The following is an 18542-nucleotide window of genomic DNA, read 5'->3' as shown; positions in this document are numbered from 1 at the left end:
AACCGCGCATCTCTACAGCCCGGCTAGACAGCGGAGCGCCTAACGCTTTCCGCTGCTCTTCACCAGTCGGCGTGGAACCAGATTGGTCTGTTCGCCTTCCGGGAATGCTTCTGCCAGCCCCACGAAGCTCTCGTTAGCGCTCTCACTTGCATAGAGACGCACGAAGCCTTCATAGGCCCGACCCGGTATTCTAACCGGTTGTCCGTTCAAGATCGATACCAGCGCCTGCCCCGCCAGACGGTGCTCAGGGAACATGGACAGCGCGGCATCCGGTGCCACGAGCAGGCCATCAAGGCTTTCACCCCGTTCACGCATCGCCTCGAGATCAGTCACTGCGTGGGCATTGGCCAGGGTGAACCCCGAGGCCATGGTGCGGCGCAATGCCGTCACATGGGCACCGCAACCCAGGGCTTCACCAATATCCTCAACGAGTGAGCGAATGTACGTACCCTTGGTGCAGCTGACCGCAATATCCAGCTCATTCTCACGAATGTCCAGGAGGGTCAGCTCGTAGATGGTGACCGGTCGCGCCGGGCGCTCCACCTCGATACCTTCACGGGCATATTCGTAGAGCGGACGCCCCTTGTGCTTGAGCGCCGAATACATGGAGGGAACCTGTTGGATATCACCCCGGAAACCGTCCAGAACCGGCTCCAGTACACCCGCAGTCAAACCCGTGGGCACCGGTTTCTCGGCAACGACTGCGCCTTCGCTGTCGCCGGTTTCGGTCTGAATTCCGAGCCGGGCGGTAGCAATATAGGCTTTGTCGCTGTCGAGCATCATCTGGGAGAACTTGGTGGCCTCACCAAAACACAATGGCAGCACGCCTGTGGCCAGGGGATCAAGAGCGCCGGTATGGCCCGCCTTGGCGGCCCCGAACAGGCGTTTGACCTGCTGCAGGATACCGTTGGAGGTGACACCGATGGGCTTGTCGATAACCAGAATACCGTTAACGTCACGGCCTTTGCGTCTGCGGCTCAAGCGTTACGCTCCGGATCGTCCTGATCGTCTTCGGTCCGGTCCACGGCCGGCTTGTCGCCGACCGCTTCCCGAATGAGGCTATCCATCTTACGGCTGTATCCCTGCAGCGTATCGAAGTGGAACCGCAGCTGGGGCACAACCCTGAGCTTCATCGCACGACCTACCTGACCGCGCAGAAAGCCCGAAGCCTTGTTGAGCACCGAAATCGATTCCTTGACCTCCGGAGACTCCTCCGTCAGTTCTTCGGTGGAAAGCAGGGATACATAGATATCGGCGTAGCCAAGGTCGCGACTGACCTTGACCGCGTTGACGGTGACCATGCCCACCCGCGGGTCTTTGACTTCCCGCTGGATGAGCTGGGCCAGTTCCCGTTGCATCTGATCGCCAATGCGATCAATACGGCTGAACTCTCTTGGCATCAGGCCCCCGTGGACTCAAGCTTGCGCTCGACCCGGACGCGATCGAAGACCTCGATCTGGTCGCCGACTTTCACGTCGTAACCCTTAACACCAATACCGCATTCCATGCCGTTTCGGACTTCAGGCACGTCGTCCTTGAAGCGACGCAGGGATTCCAGCTCGCCTTCAAAGATAACCACGTTGTCCCGCAGAACCCGGATCGGCTTGTTGCGGTACACGGTGCCTTCGGTGACCATACAACCGGCCACCTGGCCGAACTTCGGCGAACGGAACACGTCGCGAACATCGGCAATACCAACGATGTCTTCGCGGAATTCCGGTGCCAGCATCCCGGTCAGCGCCGCTTTCACATCATCAATCAGGTTGTAGATGATGCTGTAGTAGCGAAGATCCAGGCCTTCCTGCTCAACCAGACGCTTGGACGCACTGTCTGCACGCACGTTGAAGCCGAAGATAACCGCATTGGTTGCCATGGCCAGGCTGACGTCGGTCTCGGCAATACCACCGACACCGGAAGACACGATCTTGACCTGGACTTCATCATTACCGAGGTCCTGCAAGGCCTTGGTGATGGCTTCCAGAGACCCACGAACGTCGGTCTTGAGCACGACATTGAGGGTTTTGACCTCGTCCTTGCCCATGTTCTCGAACAGGTTCTCGAGTTTGGCCGCCTGCTGGCGCTGGAGACGCTGTTCCCGCTCACGGCTCTGACGGAACTCGGCCAGCTCTTTGGCCTTCTTCTCGTCGGCCACGGCGAAGAATTCGTCACCGGCATCCGGTGTACCGTTAAGACCAAGAATCTCAACCGGAATCGACGGGCCAGCTTCTTTCGTCTGCTTACCAGCTTCATCGGTCATCGCCCGGACCTTGCCGAAATAGGCACCGGCAACAACCATATCACCTTGGCGCAAGGTACCGTTTTGCACCAGAACGGTCGCCACGGAACCACGACCACGCTCAAGGCTGGATTCCACGACCACACCCTTGGCCGGCGCATCCGTTGAGGCCTCAAGTTCGAGGATTTCGGACTGCAGCAAGACGGCCTCAAGCAGCGCTTCGATGCCGTCACCGGTGTGAGCGGAAACGGGCACGAACTGAACGTCCCCACCCCAGTCTTCCGGGACAACTTCCAGGGCAGCCAGCTCACTCTTGATTCGATCCGGGTCCGCCCCTTCCTTGTCCATCTTGTTGATGGCAACAACGATCGGCACACCGGCCGAACGGGCGTGCTGCACCGCTTCCTTGGTCTGCGGCATTACGCCATCATCGGCGGCAACAACCAGGATAACGATATCGGTACACTGTGCACCACGGGCACGCATGGCGGTAAAGGCCGCGTGACCCGGGGTATCCAGGAAGGACACCATGCCGTGATCGGTCTCTACGTGGTACGCACCAATATGCTGGGTAATACCACCGGATTCACCGGAAGCCACCTTGGTACGGCGGATGTAGTCCAGGAGGGAGGTCTTACCATGGTCAACATGACCCATCACACTCACAACCGGAGCACGCTTGGTTTTCTCGCTGCCTTCGAAGGAGAATTCACTCAGAACCTCTTCCTCGAACGCATCTTCACTGACAGTCTTGGCTTTATGACCCAGCTCCTCAGTCACCAGAACCGCAGTTTCCTGGTCCAGTGCCTGGTTGATGGTGGCCATCACGCCCATGCCCATCAGGGTCTTGATAACATCAGCCGACTTGACCGCCATACGCTGGGCAAGGTCCCCGACTGAAATCGTTTCCGGAATCTCTACTTCTCTGACCATTGGTTTGGTCGGCCTCTCGAAGCCATGACGCTTCTCTTTGGGTTTCTTTTTCGCACGCAGCGGCTTACGCAGCGTGGTCTCTTCCTCATCCTCGGAGATAACCAGCGGCTCTTCCACCGGACGACTGCGAGGACCACGATGACCAGCCTGTTTCTTCTTCGGCTTGCCTTCTTCGACCTCGTCGCCACGCTCGCGAACTTTTTCTTTCTTTTTCTTCGGCTTCCGATCCTTGCCATCACCCTCAGGCGGCGGCATCGGCATATCTTCCGGAGCGGGAACGGGCTCGGGCTCAGGCTCTTTCTTAGCCTCAGCCGACTCTGTTTGTTCCGGCTGCTCTGACGTCGCTGCCTCCGCCGGCTTTTCCGCCTCTGGCTGCGGCGCCTGATCGGCCGCCGCTACCTTTGGCGCCTCTTCCACCGGCGCTTGCTCCGGCTGCTGCTCTGCTACCGGCTCTTCCGGCTTCGGAGCTTCAGCCTCAGGCTCCAATTCAGCCCGTTTGATATAGGTACGGCGCTTGCGAACCTCAACATTGACGGTCTTTGCCTTGCCGGCTTTGAGCGTGGTGGTGGTCTTACGCTTCAGAGTAATCTTGCGCGGTTCGGCGTCAGCCTCACCGTGAGTCTTTCTCAAATAGGCCAGCAACTGCTGCTTCTCATCGCTGGAGACAGAATCATTCTCGGAGCGGGCTTTCAGGCCAGCCTCCACAATCTGCTTCAGCAAACGATCCACGGGAGCGCCTACATCTTCGGCCAGTTGTTTTACCGTTACTTCAGCCATACTGGTCCTCCTCCCGAATTAAGCCTGGTCTTCAAACCAGGGGGCACGTGCAGTCATGATAAGCTGACCAGCACGCTCTTCATCCATACCTTCAATCTCAAGCAGGTCGCCTACCGACTGCTCTGCCAGATCTTCCATGGTGCGCACACCCATGCCGGCCAGCTTGAAGGCCAGACTACGGTCCATGCCGTCCATTCCAAGTAGATCATCTGCCGGCTCAGCACCCTCGAGCGCTTCCTCGCTTGCCAGAGCCTGGTTCAGCAGGACGTCCTTGGCACGGCGGCGCAACTCGGTGACGGTTTCTTCGTCAAAGCCTTCGATCGCCAGCATTTCTTCCATTGGCACATAGGCCACCTCTTCAATGGAGGTAAACCCTTCCTCGATCAGCACACCGGCGAATTCTTCATCAACGTCCAGATTGCCAGTGAAATGCTCGACAAGACGACCGTATTCCTGCTCCTGACGCTCACCGGCCTCTTCCTCGGTCATCACGTTCAGGGTCCAGCCGGTCAGGTCCGTCGCCAGGCGGACATTCTGGCCATTACGACCGATTGCCTGTGCCAGGTTATCCTCCGCCACAGCCACTTCCATGGTGTGCCGGTCTTCGTCCATTACGATAGAAGCCACTTCTGCGGGCGCCATGGCGTTGATCACCAACTGGGCCGGGTTATCATCCCAGAGCACGATATCAACACGCTCACCGCCCAATTCATTGGACACGGCCTGAACCCGTGAGCCACGCATGCCGACACAGGCACCAACGGGATCGATACGGCGATCATTCGTCTTCACCGCAATTTTGGCACGGGAACCCGGGTCACGGGCAGCACCACGGATCTCGATCAGATCTTCAGCAATCTCCGGCACTTCGATGCGGAACAGCTCAATCAGCATCTGCGGTGAGGTGCGACTGAGAATCAGCTGGGGGCCACGATGATCTGTGCGAATCTCCAGCAGCAGGGAACGTACCCGGTCACCCATGCGGAACGTCTCGCGCGGGATCAGAAATTCCCGGGGCAACAGCGCCTCGGCATTGGCACCCAGATCTACAATGACATTATCCCGAGTCACTTTCTTGACGGTGCCCGAAACCAGCTCACCAACGCGGTCGCGGTAGCTGTCCACGATCTTGGTACGCTCTGCCTCACGAACCTTCTGGAAGATAATCTGCTTCGCTGCCTGAGCACCGATACGGCCAAAGGCTTCGGATTCGATTTTCTCTTCGTGGATATCGCCGGGCTTCAGGGCCGGGTCGATTTCCTCGGCTTCCTGCAGGGTGAGCTCGGTGCCCAGCGCAGGAACGGCATCGTTATCCATAACCAACCAACGGCGGAAAGTTTCGTATTCGCCGGTTTTCCGGTCGATTGATACGCGGATATCCGCCTCTTCGTCTTCAAAGCGCTTTTTGGCAGCGGTGGCCAGTGCCAGCTCGATCGCTTCAAAAATCACATCCTTCTCGACACCTTTCTCGTTCGAGACGGATTCAACCACCAGCAAGATCTCTTTACTCATTGGATTGCCCTGCCCTTAAAATCAACTGTGCGTCCACGGACTTTATTCAATTCGTTCATTCAAATACCGGAACGATGTGGGCTTTTTCAATGCTGTCGAATGGCAGCAGATATTCGTGATCATCAACGACCACAACCACATCATCACCTTCCACGCCTTTGATCAGCCCCTGAAACTTCCGGCGGCCCTCAAACGCCATCCGGAGACGAATCTGAACCTGGTGACCAACAAAGGCCTCGTATTGTTCAAGACGAAACAGCGGGCGATCCATCCCCGGGGATGAGACCTCCAGTGTGTATTCGGTCTGGATGGGGTCTTCCACATCCATCACACCGCTGATCTGACGACTGACTTTTTCGCAGTCCTCAATGCCGATGCCATTTTCGGCGTCGTCAATAAACACTCTTAACAGGGAATGATGTCCCTGCGAGCGGAATTCAATGCCCCAGAACTCATACCCCAAGCCTTCCACTACGGGCTGAAGAATGTCTTCCAGTTGCTTAAGCTTGGCTGACAAGTTGCGCCTTCTCCGTTATCAGATTTACCGGCCCCAAAAACAAAAAAAGGGCTGTTTTATCAGCCCTTTTTATGCACCAGGGCCCGTTGCGCCAGGCCCCTTAATCAAAAAGCCCCTGACAATGGGGCCTTTTGTTGCAAGAACTCGCAGGAAGCAAACCGGTGTACCGCTTCCTGCTGACAGACACCTGGCCTGCCAGAAACCCGCCAATAACACGCGGCAGGTCCCAATATCCGCCGGAGTATAGAGACGCCGGACAGACTGGTCAAGGACTGACCAAAAAAAACGGCCTGGAAACTCCAAGCCGCTTTTCTTCTATATGGTGCCCGGGGCCGGACTCGAACCGGCACAGCTTTCGCTACTACCCCCTCAAGATAGCGTGTCTACCAGTTTCACCACCCGGGCAACATTCTTACTCGAGTTCAGGAAGATCGGACTCCCCACCCTCGGTTTCGCTGACTGAGGCTCCACCATTGTCAGCAGCGGTGTCCGCCGGGGCAGCATCGCTGGATTCCTGAACCACAGGAATACCCGCTTCCCCTGCCACTTCGGCACGCTGCTTGGCGAAAATCGCCAGCGAGAAACTTGTCACAAAAAATACCACTGCAAGCAGGGTCGTAAAGCGGGTCAGAAAGCTTCCGCTGCCCTGGCTACCAAACACCGTCTGGGAGGCACCACCACCAAAGGCGGCACCGGCATCAGCGCCTTTGCCCTGCTGGATCAGCACCAGACCCACCAGCGCCACCGCGATCACCACGTGCACAACGACTACCAGTGTCTCTACCCAATCCATAACGAATCTCGCGAACCTTTAAATTCAGGTACTCGCCGGAACACTCCGGCAAATACTTACAAAATCTTCTGCTATGAGCGACGCTCCGCCGATCAAACCACCGTCTATATCCGGCTCGGCAAAAAGAGCGGCTGCATTATCCGCTTTTACGCTGCCCCCGTAAAGCAGGCATATCTCATTGGCCGGCGCGCCCATTTCCGAAAGCACGCCTCGGATCGACGCATGCATTGTTTGAGCATCTTGCGCCGTCGCTGTTTTACCCGTACCGATCGCCCAGACCGGCTCGTAAGCAACAACAACGCGCTGCCAGTCATCCGCTGCGACTTTCGCGAGCCCCGCCTTCACCTGAGAGGCGACAACAGCTTCGGCTTTACCAGCCTCGCGCTCTTCCAAAGTCTCGCCAACACACAGCACTGCATGAAGCCCGGCGCCGATGATGCGATCGACCTTTTCGGCTACTGCATCGTCTGTCTCACCAAAGAGCTGGCGACGCTCGGAATGCCCGACCAGAGCATACAGACAGCCCTGATCCACAGCCATATCCGCGGAAACTTCCCCGGTGTAGGCGCCAGAAGCCCACTGCCCCACGTTCTGAACGCCAACTGACAGGCTATCACCTGCGCTTGCGACTACGTCTCCGACATAAATAGCGGGAGGAATGATAACAACCTCGACGCCATTATCAAGAGAGGCCGCCTGGGATCGCACATCGCTTACCAGCGTTTGTGCCAGGTCTTTCGACCCGTTCATTTTCCAGTTTCCGGCTACAATCTTCCGACGCATAACAGTTCCCGAACGTGAGGGAGGGCGAACTATACAGCACTCCCTTCCCCTAGACAACCGCCTGAAAACACAAAATTAAGCGGTAGATTTCTCCACGACTTTTGCCAGTTCCTCGACCACCCGCAGAATCTCGTTGGCGTCCTGGCCTTCCGCCATCACCCGAATCAATGGCTCCGTTCCTGAGGCTCTCAGCAGGATTCTTCCGGAGCTGCCGAGTTCCGTTTCAGCTTTGCGCACAGCGGCCACGATATCGTCTCGACTGAACGGATCAAAACGTTGCTGCACCCGGACATTGATCATTTTCTGAGGCAGCTTACTCATGCCCTGACGCAGATCAGAAAGTGTTTTCCCGGACTTCCAGACAGAAAGCAGAACCTGCAGCGCAGAGACAATACCATCGCCGGTACTGGTGCAATCGCGTATGACCATGTGGCCTGAGCCTTCGCCGCCCAGCACCCAGTTATTGGCCAGCAGCCGTTCCATCACGTAGCGATCGCCGACTTTTGCACGCTCAAACTCGATCCCGATTTCCTTCAACGCCAGCTCAACGCCGAGGTTGGTCATCAACGTACCCACGACGCCACCCTTGAGACTACCTTCCGCAAAGCGCTGGGAGGCAATCACATAGAGCAGCTCATCGCCGTCCACTTCAGATCCGTCCCGGTCCACCATCAGAACCCGGTCACCATCACCGTCAAAAGCGATGCCCAGATCCGCGCCTTTTTCGATCACCTTCGCTTTGAGAGCGTCCAGATGAGTGGATCCGACGTTCAGATTGATGTTCAGGCCATCCGGATCCCCGCCGATTACCGATACCGTGGCGCCAAGCTCACGAAACACCTTGGGCGCCACGTGGTACGTCGCGCCATGGGCACAGTCGAGCACGATGCTCATACCGTCCAGCGTGAACTCGTTGGGGACCGTACTCTTGCAGAACTCCACATAGCGGCCCGGCGCATCATCTACCCGTGAAGCCTTGCCCAGCTCTGTTGGGCCACAAACCTCAATCGGTTTGTCGAGCCAACGTTCGATCTCAGACTCGAGGGCATCATCAAGCTTGGTGCCGGCCGCCGAGAAGAACTTGATGCCATTGTCGTGATGTGGATTGTGGGAGGCGCTGATCACAATACCCGCCGAGGCCCGAAACGTGCGAGTCAGATAGGCGATAGCGGGTGTTGGCATCGGGCCAAGCAGCTTCACATCCACCCCCGCCGCAGACAGACCGGCTTCAAGGGCCGATTCGAACATGTAACCGGAAAGCCGGGTATCCTTGCCGATCAGCACACTGTTGCGCTGACCATCCCGCTTGAAAGCCTGACCGGCGGCCCACCCCAGCTTGAGCATGAATTCCGGGGTTATGGGAAACTCACCCACATGCCCGCGAATCCCGTCCGTACCAAAATACTTTCTCTCGGACATTAACCTGCCTCCTTCACTGCCGCCGCCACACGGACGGCGTCCACTGTTTCCCTGACATCGTGCACGCGAATAATACTCGCACCCTTCATGGCGGCTATTGTCGCGACCGCAAGGCTTGCGGGCAACCTTTCATTCACATCCCGACCGGTGATATGGCCGAGCATGGACTTTCTGGACATTCCCACCAACAGTGGATGCCCAAGAATTTGCATCTGCTCAAGGGAGTTCAACAGCTGCAGGTTGTGCTCAAGGCTTTTGCCAAAACCGAAGCCGGGGTCCAGAAGAATGTTTTCCGGGCGGACACCGGCAAGCTCCGCAACACGTATGCGTTCCGTCAGGAAGGCACTGACTTCCCGGCGCACGTTCCGATACTCGGGACGATCCTGCATGGTGTCCGGCTCGCCCTGAATATGCATGATACAAACGGGGATACCCATCCGGGCAGCTACCTCAGGTGCACCATCCCGTTGCAAAGCTCGCACGTCATTAATCAGACCGGCCCCCAGCTTTGCCGTCTCTGCCATGACTTCCGGAGCGCTGGTATCCACCGAGATCACCGCCTCCAACTCCCTGGCAGCAGCCTCAACCACAGGGCAGACTCGGTCAAGCTCCTCCTGGACCGAGACCGGCATCGCGCCCGGCCTCGTGGATTCGCCGCCGATATCGATAAAGGCGGCCCCATCGGCAACCATCTGCCTCGCCCGTATAAGCGCTGAATCCGGGCGGTTGAATTTTCCGCCATCAGAAAATGAATCCGGCGTTACGTTCAAAACCCCCATCACGTGGCAGCGGGACATATCCAGTTCTCGGCCGGCAAAGTTCATTTTCATGGCAAACCTTTTTCAATGGCAAAAACAAACGCCGCCCGGAATCCGGGCGGCGCAAGGAACTACACTATTTTCTGACCGGAGCTAGCTGGCAGTCAGTGTTCTCCGGCCGGCCGGCCGACACCGGGATGACGACCGTCATCGGAAGCCTTTGGTTCCGGCGCGGTCTCGGGCTCGTCGGCCTTGACGCCGCCAGCCGGACCACTATCTCCCCAACCTTTCGGCGGGCGAGGTGTGCGACCCTCCATGATGTCATCAATCTGGTGACGGTCGATGGTTTCGTACTTCATCAACGCGTCGGCCATCATGTCCAGCTTGTCCCGGTTATCGACCAGAATCTGCTTGGCCTTCTCGTAGCAGCTGTCAATAATGTTCCGGACTTCCTCATCAATACGCTGGGCCGTTTCCGGTGAGTACACAGTCTGGGACTGACCGGCAGACCGGCCGAGGAACGGCTCTTCGCTGTCGGTATCGTACTGCAGAGGCCCAAGCTTCTCGGACAGCCCCCAACGGGTCACCATGTTACGCGCAAGGCTGGTCGCACGTTCGATGTCGTTAGAAGCACCGGTGGTTACACCGTCAAAGCCAAGAGTAAGCTCTTCGGCAATACGGCCACCAAACAAGCTGCAGATGGAGCTGATCAGGAAGCGTTTGCTGTGGCTGTACTTGTCCTCTTCAGGGAGGAACATCGTGACACCCAAAGCGCGACCGCGCGGGATAATGCTTACCTTATAGACCGGGTCATGCTCCGGCATCAACCGGCCAACAATCGCGTGACCAGACTCGTGGTAAGCGGTGTTCCGCTTTTCTTTTTCGCTCATCACCATGGACTTGCGCTCGGCGCCCATCATGATCTTGTCCTTGGCAAGCTCGAACTCCTCCATGGACACCAGACGCTGGTTGCGACGGGCCGCAAACAAGGCTGCCTCGTTCACCAGGTTCGCAAGGTCGGCACCGGAGAATCCGGGGGTGCCACGAGCGATCAGAACCGGCTCAACACCATCGGCCAGGGGCACTTTCTTCATGTGCACCTTGAGGATCTGCTCACGACCAATGATATCTGGCAGGCCAACGACAACCTGGCGGTCAAAACGGCCCGGGCGCAACAGTGCCGGGTCGAGAACATCCGGACGGTTGGTGGCGGCGATGACGATAACGCCTTCGTTACCTTCAAAACCGTCCATCTCGACCAGCAGCTGGTTAAGAGTCTGCTCGCGCTCGTCGTGACCGCCGCCCATACCGGCGCCACGATGGCGACCGACGGCATCGATCTCGTCGATGAAGATAATGCAGGGGCTTTGCTTCTTGGCCTGCTCGAACATATCGCGAACACGGGAAGCACCCACGCCCACGAACATTTCGACGAAGTCGGAACCTGAGATGGAGAAGAACGGCACCTTGGCTTCGCCGGCAATAGCCTTGGCGAGCAGGGTCTTACCGGTACCCGGCTGGCCGACCATCAGGACACCCTTGGGAATGCTCCCACCAAGACGCTGGAATTTGCTGGGATCCCTCAGGAAATCCACCAGCTCCTTCACATCTTCCTTGGCTTCATCAACGCCTGCAACATCTGCGAAGGTGGTCTTGATCTGGTCTTCACTCATCAGGCGAGCTTTGCTCTTGCCGAACGACATGGGGCCTTTGCCGCCACCGCCGCCCTGCATCTGGCGCATGAAGAAAACAAACAGAGCGATGATGATCAGTATCGGGAACGCAGCAACCAGCAACTGTGTCCACAAGCTCTGGCGCTCAGGCTCCTTACCGATGACCTCAACGTTGTTCGCGAGAAGATCGTCCATCAGCTTGTTGTCAGACACCTGGGGACGGACTGTCTGGAACTGGGAGCCGTCACCACGGGTACCCTGCACCTGCAACCCATCGATTGTGACCTGACGGACCTGACCTTCCTGGACCATCTCCACAAACTGGGAATAGTTGACTTGTTGGCCGGTGGTGGTGGGAGAAAAGTTCTGAAACACCATCAGCAGCACGGCGGCTATAATTAGCCAGAGAACCAGATTTTTTGCCATATCGTTCAAGGATCATCACCTGTGAATTGTAGGGTTAACCTTTCGCAAAGCACCCTTTTCTGACACCTTACACCAATTGTACGCCGGTCCACCAGAAACGGCCCATCCGTATCGGCCACACGCAGCACACAGTTTTTTAATGAAAAGTTGCCTTAACCTTCATATTGGGTGCCATATCTGAAATTACAACAGCAACCCTCAATACGTCCCCATCTCCACGAACCTTTTGACCCCTGTCCCACGGGATGGTTCCTTCTGCCTGCGGCCCCGACGTCGATACGTGTTAACGACCATTCTTACAGCAGGACGATCTGTTACAATTCGCCGATTATACGTTCAAGTCAGCCTATCCGCCGCTGACCTTTTGTTAATAGCACCAATAAAGAGATTACATCATGAGTCTTTCACCGGAACAGCGCCGGGAATACCGGGCGATTGCCCACAACCTCAAGCCCGTCATCATTGTTGGCGACAAAGGCCTTTCCGAGGGACTGCAGGAAGAACTTGAGCGCGCACTGAACGATCATGAGCTGATCAAGATCAAGGTGGCGAGCCAGGACCGTGACGCCAGACAGGAGGCTATCACTGCCCTGTGTGAATCTTCTGGCGCTGAACTGGTCCAGACCATCGGCAAGATCGCCGTCATTCTGCGTCGGGCCAAAAAGCCCAACCCCAAGCTCTCCAACCTGCTGCGCCACAAGCACTGATCCGAGGCCTGGGAATCGAAAACAAAAAGCCGGCTGGGAAAACCCGAGCCGGCTTTTTGTTTATCGAATATGGGATCAGACGTATTCGACCTGCTCGATCTCATACTCCACGGTACCGGACGGCACGCGAATCGCCACAACGTCGCCTTCGCTCTTGCCCACCAGAGCCCTGGCAATCGGAGAGGAAATCGACAGCTTGCCTGCCTTGATATCCGCCTCATCCTCGCCAACGATCTTGTAAGTCACCTGTTCATCGGTGTCCATGTTAAGCAGATATACCGTAGTACCGAAGATTACCCTGCCGGTGTTCTCCATGGTGGTCACATCGATAACCTGAGCGGCAGAAAGCTTGCCCTCGATTTCCTGGATCCGGCCCTCAATAAAGCTCTGCTGCTCGCGCGCAGCATGGTATTCGGCATTTTCTTTCAGGTCGCCATGTTCCCGGGCGTCTGCAATCGCCGCAATGACCCGGGGGCGATCTTCGGACTTCAGCTTCTGAAGCTCCTCACGGAGACGGGTCTCGCCCGCCTTTGTCATCGGTACTCTGTCAGCCATAGTCTCACTTTCCTGCGTGAAGATCCTGGAGGCGGCGTACAGTGCGCTCCGGGCCGAACTTGATGGCCCGGCAGAAGGCTTCGCCGCCCGCCAGTGTTGTTGTATAGGTTACCTTGGTCTGCAATGCCGACTGGCGAATCTGGGCCGAGTCGGAAATCGCCTTGCGACCTTCAGTGGTATTGATGATCAGCTGAACCTGACCGTTCTTGATGGCATCCACAATATGCGGACGACCTTCACGGACCTTGTTCACCCGATCAACCTCGATTCCGGCCTCTTTCAGGGCCTTGGCCGTGCCGGTGGTGGCCACAAGCTTGAAACCGGCCTCAACCAGATCACGGGCAACTTTCGCCGCGCCGGGCTTGTCGACATCCCGCACTGACATGAACGCGGTACCTTTGGCCGGCAGGCGCTCACCAACAGCCAGAGCGGCCTTGGCAAAGGCCTCATCAAAGCTGTCACCCAGGCCCATGACCTCACCGGTAGACTTCATTTCCGGCCCCAGGATCGGATCTACCGCCGGGAACTTGTTGAACGGGAACACCGACTCTTTTACCGCGTAGTAGCGCGGAATGATTTCCTGGGTGAATTCCAGCTCTTTGAGGGTCTTGCCAGCCATTACCCGGGCCGCCACCTTGGCCAGGGACACACCGATGGCCTTGGAGACGAACGGAACGGTACGCGATGCCCGCGGGTTTACTTCGATCACGTAGATCTCACCGTCCTGCCAGGCTAGCTGCACGTTCATCAAGCCGATTACATCCAGCTCAATGGCCATCTTCTTGACGGCATCACGCATCTCGTCCTGAACCTGCTGGGACAGGGTATACGGCGGCAGCGAACAGGCAGAATCACCGGAGTGAACGCCGGCCTGCTCAATGTGCTGCATGATGCCACCAATCACCACGTCTTTACCGTCGGAGATGGCGTCGATGTCCACCTCGATGGCGGCGTTCAGGAAGTGGTCCAGCAGCACCGGGCTGTCGTTGGAGACCAGCACTGCGTTGCGCATGTAGCGAACCAGCTCTTCTTCGTCATAGACGATTTCCATGGCCCGACCGCCCAGCACGTAAGACGGACGCACCACCAGCGGGTAGCCGATTTCCCGGGCCGCCAGGATGCCTTCCTCGTGGCTGCGCACGGTGGCATTTTCCGGCTGCTTCAGACCCAGACGGGTGATCATCTGCTGGAACCGTTCCCGGTCCTCGGCGCGGTCGATAGCATCCGGGCTGGTGCCGATGATAGGAACACCGGCCGCTTCCAGGCCACGAGCCAATTTCAGCGGGGTCTGGCCGCCGTACTGAACGATCACGCCCTTGGGCTTCTCGACGTGGATGATTTCCAGCACGTCTTCCAGGGTGATCGGCTCGAAGTACAACCGGTCGGAGGTGTCGTAGTCGGTGGACACGGTCTCCGGGTTGCAGTTGATCATGATGGTTTCGTAGCCGTCCTCACGCATGGCCAGGGCCGCGTGCACACAACAGTAGTCGAATTCGATGCCCTGACCGATCCGGTTGGGGCCGCCACCGATCACCACGATCTTCTCACGGTCGCTGGCGTCCGACTCGCACTCTTCCTCATAGGTGGAGTACATGTAGGCGGTATCGGAGGCAAACTCGGCGGCGCAGGTATCCACACGCTTGTATACCGGGCGGATATCGAGATCATGGCGCAGCTTGCGCAGACTGACCTCGGAGATACCCAGGAGTTTGGCCAGGCGAGCGTCGGAGAAACCCTTGCGCTTGAGGCGGAACAGTGTGGCCTGGTCAATGTCGGCCTTGCCGGCACTCTTCAGCGCCTGCTCTTCCCTGATCAGATCCTCGATCTGCACCAGATACCAGGGATCCACATGGGTATGGGCGAACACATCCTCCACGGACATCCCCGAACGGAAGGCGTCGCCGATGTACCAGACGCGGTCGGCACCGGGCACGTTCAGCTCGCTGATCAGGGTTTCCTGCGAGTCCTCGGAACTGAGGTCTTCCAGCTTCTCATCAAACCCTTCGGAACCCACCTCCAGGCCCCGCAGGGCTTTCTGCAGGGATTCCTGGAAGGTGCGGCCGATAGCCATGACCTCACCCACGGATTTCATCTGGGTGGTCAGGCGGGCATCGGCCTGGGGGAATTTCTCGAAGGTGAACCGGGGGATCTTGGTGACTACGTAATCGATGGACGGCTCGAACGAGGCCGGTGTCACGCCGCCGGTGATTTCGTTGCGCAGCTCGTCCAGCGTGTAGCCCACGGCCAGCTTGGCGGCGACCTTCGCGATCGGGAAGCCGGTGGCCTTGGAGGCCAGGGCCGAGGAGCGAGACACCCGCGGGTTCATCTCGATCACCACCATGCGACCGGTGTCCGGATTGATGCCGAACTGAACGTTGGAGCCGCCGGTTTCCACACCGATCTCACGCAGGACCGCCAGGGAGGCGTTCCGCATGATCTGGTATTCCTTGTCGGTGAGAGTCTGGGCCGGCGCCACGGTGATGGAGTCACCGGTGTGCACACCCATGGCGTCGAAGTTCTCAATGGCACAGACAATGATGCAGTTGTCGTTTTTGTCCCGGACAACTTCCATCTCGTACTCTTTCCAGCCGATCAGAGACTCATCGATCAGCAGCTCGTTGGTCGGGGACAGATCCAGACCCCGGGTACAGATTTCTTCGAATTCGTCGCGGTTGTAGGCAATCCCGCCGCCGGAGCCGCCCATGGTGAAGGACGGACGGATGATGCAGGGAAAGCCGATCTCGTCAGCGACTTTCCGGGCTTCTTCCATGGAATGGGCGAAGTTGGCCTTGGGGCATTCCAGACCAATCTTCTTCATGGCCTTATCAAAGCGGTCCCGATCCTCAGCCTTATCAATGGTGTCGGCATTGGCGCCGATCATTTCCACGCCATGCTTCTCCAGCACGCCCTGCTTTTCAAGTTCCAGCGCGCAATTCAGTGCGGTCTGGCCGCCCATGGTGGGCAGCAAGGCGTCCGGCTGCTCTTTCTCAATGATCTTCTCGACGGTCTTCCAGGTGATCGGCTCAATATACGTGGCATCGGCCATGACAGGGTCTGTCATGATGGTTGCCGGGTTGGAGTTAACCAGAATGACCCGGTAACCCTCTTCGCGCAGCGCCTTGCAGGCCTGGGCTCCGGAGTAATCAAACTCGCACGCCTGCCCGATCACGATGGGGCCCGCGCCCAGGATCAGGATGCTTTGGATGTCGGTACGTTTTGGCATGTCTTGGTAAACCTGTCAGCAACTTTTGAATTCTGGCAGCGCAACGCGCGGCGCCCGTGAGTTTTCCCTGGCGATCGGTCTCAGGCCGATCGCGCCTCCATCAGGCGGATAAACTCGTCAAACAGCGGGGCCACGTCATGGGGACCGGGGCTGGCTTCCGGATGACCCTGGAAGCTGTAGGCCGGCTTGTCGGTACGGCGGATACCCTGCAAGGTGCCGTCAAACAGGGATTTGTGAGTCGCCTCAACATTAGCCGGCAGTGTTGCCTCGTCCACGGCAAACCCGTGGTTCTGGCTGGTAATCATCACTGTGCCCTTGGCAATATCCTGCACCGGATGGTTGGCACCGTGGTGGCCATGCCCCATCTTCATCGTCTTGGCACCGCTGGCAAGAGCCAGTAGCTGGTGACCCAGGCAAATACCGAAAACCGGGATCTCGGTTTCCAGGACTTCCCTGATGGCGGTGATGGCGTAATCACAGGGCTCGGGGTCCCCGGGGCCGTTGGACAGAAACACACCGTCCGGATTCATCGCCAGTACCTCGGAGGCCGGCGTCTGGGCAGGCACTACGGTAATGTCGCAGCCGCGGGAAGCGAGCATGCGCAGGATGTTCAGTTTCACACCGTAATCCCAGGCAACGACTTTGAACTGGGACTCTTTCCGCTCACCATAGCCCTCGGCCAGGGTCCACTCGGTCTCGTTCCAGGACCAGATCTTGTCGGAGGTAACCTCTTTTGCCAGATCCATGCCCTTGAGGCCGGGGAAAGCTTTCGCCAGTTCCAGCGCCCGCTCGGCGGTGGCGTTTTCGCCCGCCACGATGGCACCGTTCTGGGAGCCTTTGTCCCGGAGGATACGGGTGAGACGGCGGGTATCAATGTCGGCGATACCAACAATGTTGTTGCTTCGCAGGTAGTCGTCCAGGGTACCCTTGCTGCGCCAGCTGCTGGCCAGCAGAGGCAGATCGCGGATGATCAGGCCGGCGGCCTGGATACGGTCTGACTCGATGTCTTCTTCGTTCACACCGGTGTTGCCGATGTGCGGGTAGGTCAGGGTAACGATCTGGCGGGAGTAGGACGGGTCGGTCAGGATTTCCTGGTAGCCGGTCATGGCGGTGTTGAACACCACTTCACCGCTGGTTTCTCCGTCGGCGCCAATGGCGCTGCCGTAGAACAGGCTTCCGTCTGCGAGTGCAAGGATTGCTGGTGTGCTCAAGGCTTGTATCCTCATCGAGTGGCGTATCGGTTCGTCACGAACAGGAACGCAAGCGCAAATTCAGGTTGCAAAAAAGCGAGACGGAGTCTTAACTCGGTCCCGCTTTTTCAGAAACTTGGTGCAAAGGTACGCTTGGTGCAGTCAAACCGCCTTATTGTAAAAAATATGGCGCTTTGTGTCCACGAGAATTGCCCTCACTTGAGGGCCAGAACGTCCTGCATGTCGTAAAGCCCGGCAGGCTTATCCTTCAGCCACAACGCCGCCCGCATCGCACCTTTGGCAAAGGTCATCCGGCTGCTGGCCTTGTGGGTCACTTCGATGCGCTCCCCCTCGGTGGCGAACAGGACGGTGTGATCACCAACCACGTCACCGGCGCGAATGGTCTCAAACCCGATTTCCTTGCGGGTACGCTCGCCGGTGAAACCCTCACGACCATAAACGGCACACTCTTTCAGGTCGCGGCCGAGGGCGTCAGCGACAACTTCGCCCATGCGCAGGGCCGTCCCGGAGGGCGCGTCTTTTTTGTGGCGGTGATGGGCTTCGATGATTTCCACGTCGTAGTCGTCACCCAGGGTTGCGGCGGCGGTGCGCAGCAGGTTGAGGACGACGTTAACGCCCACGCTCATGTTGGGTGCGAACACCACCGGCGTGGATTCGGCGGCCAGGGCAAGCTGCTGCTTTTCGGCGTCGGACATGCCGGTGGTGCCAATCACGAGCATCTTGCCGTTGGCCTTGCAAAACTCGGCGTTTTCCAGGGTCAGGTCCGGGAAGGTGAAGTCGACAAGCACATCGAAATCGCCCTTTACATCGGCCAGACTGCCGGCCATTTTCACGCCGGTTTTACCGATACCGGTCATTTCACCGGCATCGGCGCCGATCAGGCTGCTGCCCGGCTCGACGACGGCGGCACCCAGCTCAAGGCCCTCAGTGCCGTCAACAGCTTCGATCAGAACTTTTCCCATGCGCCCGGCGGCGCCGATGATTGCTACCCTCATGCTCGCGTTCCTTTTTTCGGGCCG

The 18542-nt window shown here is 58.0% G+C and carries 15 protein-coding genes and 1 tRNA gene; 1 reads left to right on the top strand and 15 read right to left on the bottom strand.

The genetic code is table 11. From position 1 onward, the window contains the following. Positions 1-39: 39 nt before the first annotated feature. From truB to ftsH, 11 genes are all read right to left on the bottom strand, one after another. Positions 40-981: a tRNA pseudouridine(55) synthase TruB gene (gene truB, locus FMN52_RS12445; RefSeq protein ID WP_148608910.1), complete on the bottom strand. Its 942-nt coding sequence runs from the start codon at positions 979-981 to the stop codon at positions 40-42. Next, entirely contained in the window at positions 978-1400 is a 423-nt protein-coding gene (gene rbfA / locus FMN52_RS12440) for a 30S ribosome-binding factor RbfA (RefSeq protein ID WP_148608909.1), read from the bottom strand. Before rbfA ends, truB begins: the two co-directional genes overlap by 4 nt. Beyond that, complete coding sequence (infB, locus tag FMN52_RS12435) at positions 1400-3946, bottom strand: translation initiation factor IF-2 (RefSeq protein ID WP_148608908.1); 2547 nt, start codon at positions 3944-3946, stop codon at positions 1400-1402. The genes rbfA and infB overlap by 1 nt, the downstream gene beginning before the upstream one ends. Before the next feature lie 18 nt (positions 3947-3964). Beyond that, a complete protein-coding gene (gene nusA, locus FMN52_RS12430; protein ID WP_148608907.1) occupies positions 3965-5458 on the bottom strand; it encodes a transcription termination factor NusA in 1494 nt (497 codons plus the stop codon). Positions 5459-5513: 55 nt separating this feature from the next. After that, complete coding sequence (gene rimP / locus FMN52_RS12425; protein ID WP_088559066.1) at positions 5514-5975, bottom strand: ribosome maturation factor RimP; 462 nt, start codon at positions 5973-5975, stop codon at positions 5514-5516. Between the two features lie 320 nt (positions 5976-6295). Further along, a tRNA-Leu gene (locus tag FMN52_RS12420) sits at positions 6296-6380 on the bottom strand. A 7-nt stretch (positions 6381-6387) separates the two neighbouring features. After that, positions 6388-6768: a preprotein translocase subunit SecG gene (secG, locus tag FMN52_RS12415; protein WP_148608906.1), complete on the bottom strand. Its 381-nt coding sequence runs from the start codon at positions 6766-6768 to the stop codon at positions 6388-6390. A 24-nt stretch (positions 6769-6792) separates the two neighbouring features. Beyond that, positions 6793-7551: a triose-phosphate isomerase gene (gene tpiA / locus FMN52_RS12410; protein ID WP_148608905.1), complete on the bottom strand. Its 759-nt coding sequence runs from the start codon at positions 7549-7551 to the stop codon at positions 6793-6795. A gap of 75 nt (positions 7552-7626) precedes the next feature. Beyond that, entirely contained in the window at positions 7627-8970 is a 1344-nt protein-coding gene (glmM, locus tag FMN52_RS12405) for a phosphoglucosamine mutase (RefSeq protein WP_148608904.1), read from the bottom strand. Next, positions 8970-9800: a dihydropteroate synthase gene (folP, locus tag FMN52_RS12400; protein ID WP_148608903.1), complete on the bottom strand. Its 831-nt coding sequence runs from the start codon at positions 9798-9800 to the stop codon at positions 8970-8972. The genes glmM and folP overlap by 1 nt, the downstream gene beginning before the upstream one ends. A 92-nt stretch (positions 9801-9892) precedes the next feature. Then, entirely contained in the window at positions 9893-11836 is a 1944-nt protein-coding gene (ftsH, locus tag FMN52_RS12395) for an ATP-dependent zinc metalloprotease FtsH (RefSeq protein ID WP_240339474.1), read from the bottom strand. A 386-nt stretch (positions 11837-12222) separates the two neighbouring features. Here ftsH and yhbY point away from each other — a divergent pair, with 386 nt between their 5' ends. Further along, positions 12223-12534: a ribosome assembly RNA-binding protein YhbY gene (gene yhbY, locus FMN52_RS12390; protein WP_148608902.1), complete on the top strand. Its 312-nt coding sequence runs from the start codon at positions 12223-12225 to the stop codon at positions 12532-12534. A gap of 75 nt (positions 12535-12609) precedes the next feature. Here the strand turns inward: yhbY and greA are convergent, their stop codons facing one another. From greA to dapB, 4 genes are all read right to left on the bottom strand, one after another. Next, complete coding sequence (gene greA, locus FMN52_RS12385) at positions 12610-13089, bottom strand: transcription elongation factor GreA (protein WP_148608901.1); 480 nt, start codon at positions 13087-13089, stop codon at positions 12610-12612. Positions 13090-13093: 4 nt separating this feature from the next. Then, a complete protein-coding gene (gene carB, locus FMN52_RS12380; RefSeq protein WP_148608900.1) occupies positions 13094-16312 on the bottom strand; it encodes a carbamoyl-phosphate synthase large subunit in 3219 nt (1072 codons plus the stop codon). An 80-nt stretch (positions 16313-16392) separates the two neighbouring features. Continuing rightward, on the bottom strand, positions 16393-17523 hold the full coding sequence (gene carA / locus FMN52_RS12375) for a glutamine-hydrolyzing carbamoyl-phosphate synthase small subunit (protein ID WP_205424925.1): 1131 nt from the start codon (positions 17521-17523) through the stop codon (positions 16393-16395). Positions 17524-17717: 194 nt separating this feature from the next. Next, on the bottom strand, positions 17718-18518 hold the full coding sequence (gene dapB, locus FMN52_RS12370) for a 4-hydroxy-tetrahydrodipicolinate reductase (RefSeq protein WP_148608898.1): 801 nt from the start codon (positions 18516-18518) through the stop codon (positions 17718-17720). Positions 18519-18542 lie beyond the last annotated feature (24 nt).

Source organism: Marinobacter sp. BW6 (genome assembly GCF_008107725.1).
Lineage (GTDB): Bacteria > Pseudomonadota > Gammaproteobacteria > Pseudomonadales > Oleiphilaceae > Marinobacter.
Note: the sequence above shows the minus strand (reverse complement) of the source record. Positions and strands in the feature narration are given on the sequence as shown.

What these genes read in the sequence shown, in the direction of transcription:
- rbfA (WP_148608909.1), bottom strand. Translation starts at nt 1,400, where the DNA reads ATGCCAAGAGAGTTCAGCCGTATTGATCGCATTGGCGATCAGATGCAA.
- glmM (WP_148608904.1), bottom strand. Translation starts at nt 8,970, where the DNA reads ATGTCCGAGAGAAAGTATTTTGGTACGGACGGGATTCGCGGGCATGTG.
- folP (WP_148608903.1), bottom strand. Translation starts at nt 9,800, where the DNA reads ATGAAAATGAACTTTGCCGGCCGAGAACTGGATATGTCCCGCTGCCAC.
- carB (WP_148608900.1), bottom strand. Translation starts at nt 16,312, where the DNA reads ATGCCAAAACGTACCGACATCCAAAGCATCCTGATCCTGGGCGCGGGC.
- infB (WP_148608908.1), bottom strand. Translation starts at nt 3,946, where the DNA reads ATGGCTGAAGTAACGGTAAAACAACTGGCCGAAGATGTAGGCGCTCCC.
- secG (WP_148608906.1), bottom strand. Translation starts at nt 6,768, where the DNA reads ATGGATTGGGTAGAGACACTGGTAGTCGTTGTGCACGTGGTGATCGCG.
- greA (WP_148608901.1), bottom strand. Translation starts at nt 13,089, where the DNA reads ATGGCTGACAGAGTACCGATGACAAAGGCGGGCGAGACCCGTCTCCGT.
- dapB (WP_148608898.1), bottom strand. Translation starts at nt 18,518, where the DNA reads ATGAGGGTAGCAATCATCGGCGCCGCCGGGCGCATGGGAAAAGTTCTG.
- tpiA (WP_148608905.1), bottom strand. Translation starts at nt 7,551, where the DNA reads ATGCGTCGGAAGATTGTAGCCGGAAACTGGAAAATGAACGGGTCGAAA.
- yhbY (WP_148608902.1), top strand. Translation starts at nt 12,223, where the DNA reads ATGAGTCTTTCACCGGAACAGCGCCGGGAATACCGGGCGATTGCCCAC.
- nusA (WP_148608907.1), bottom strand. Translation starts at nt 5,458, where the DNA reads ATGAGTAAAGAGATCTTGCTGGTGGTTGAATCCGTCTCGAACGAGAAA.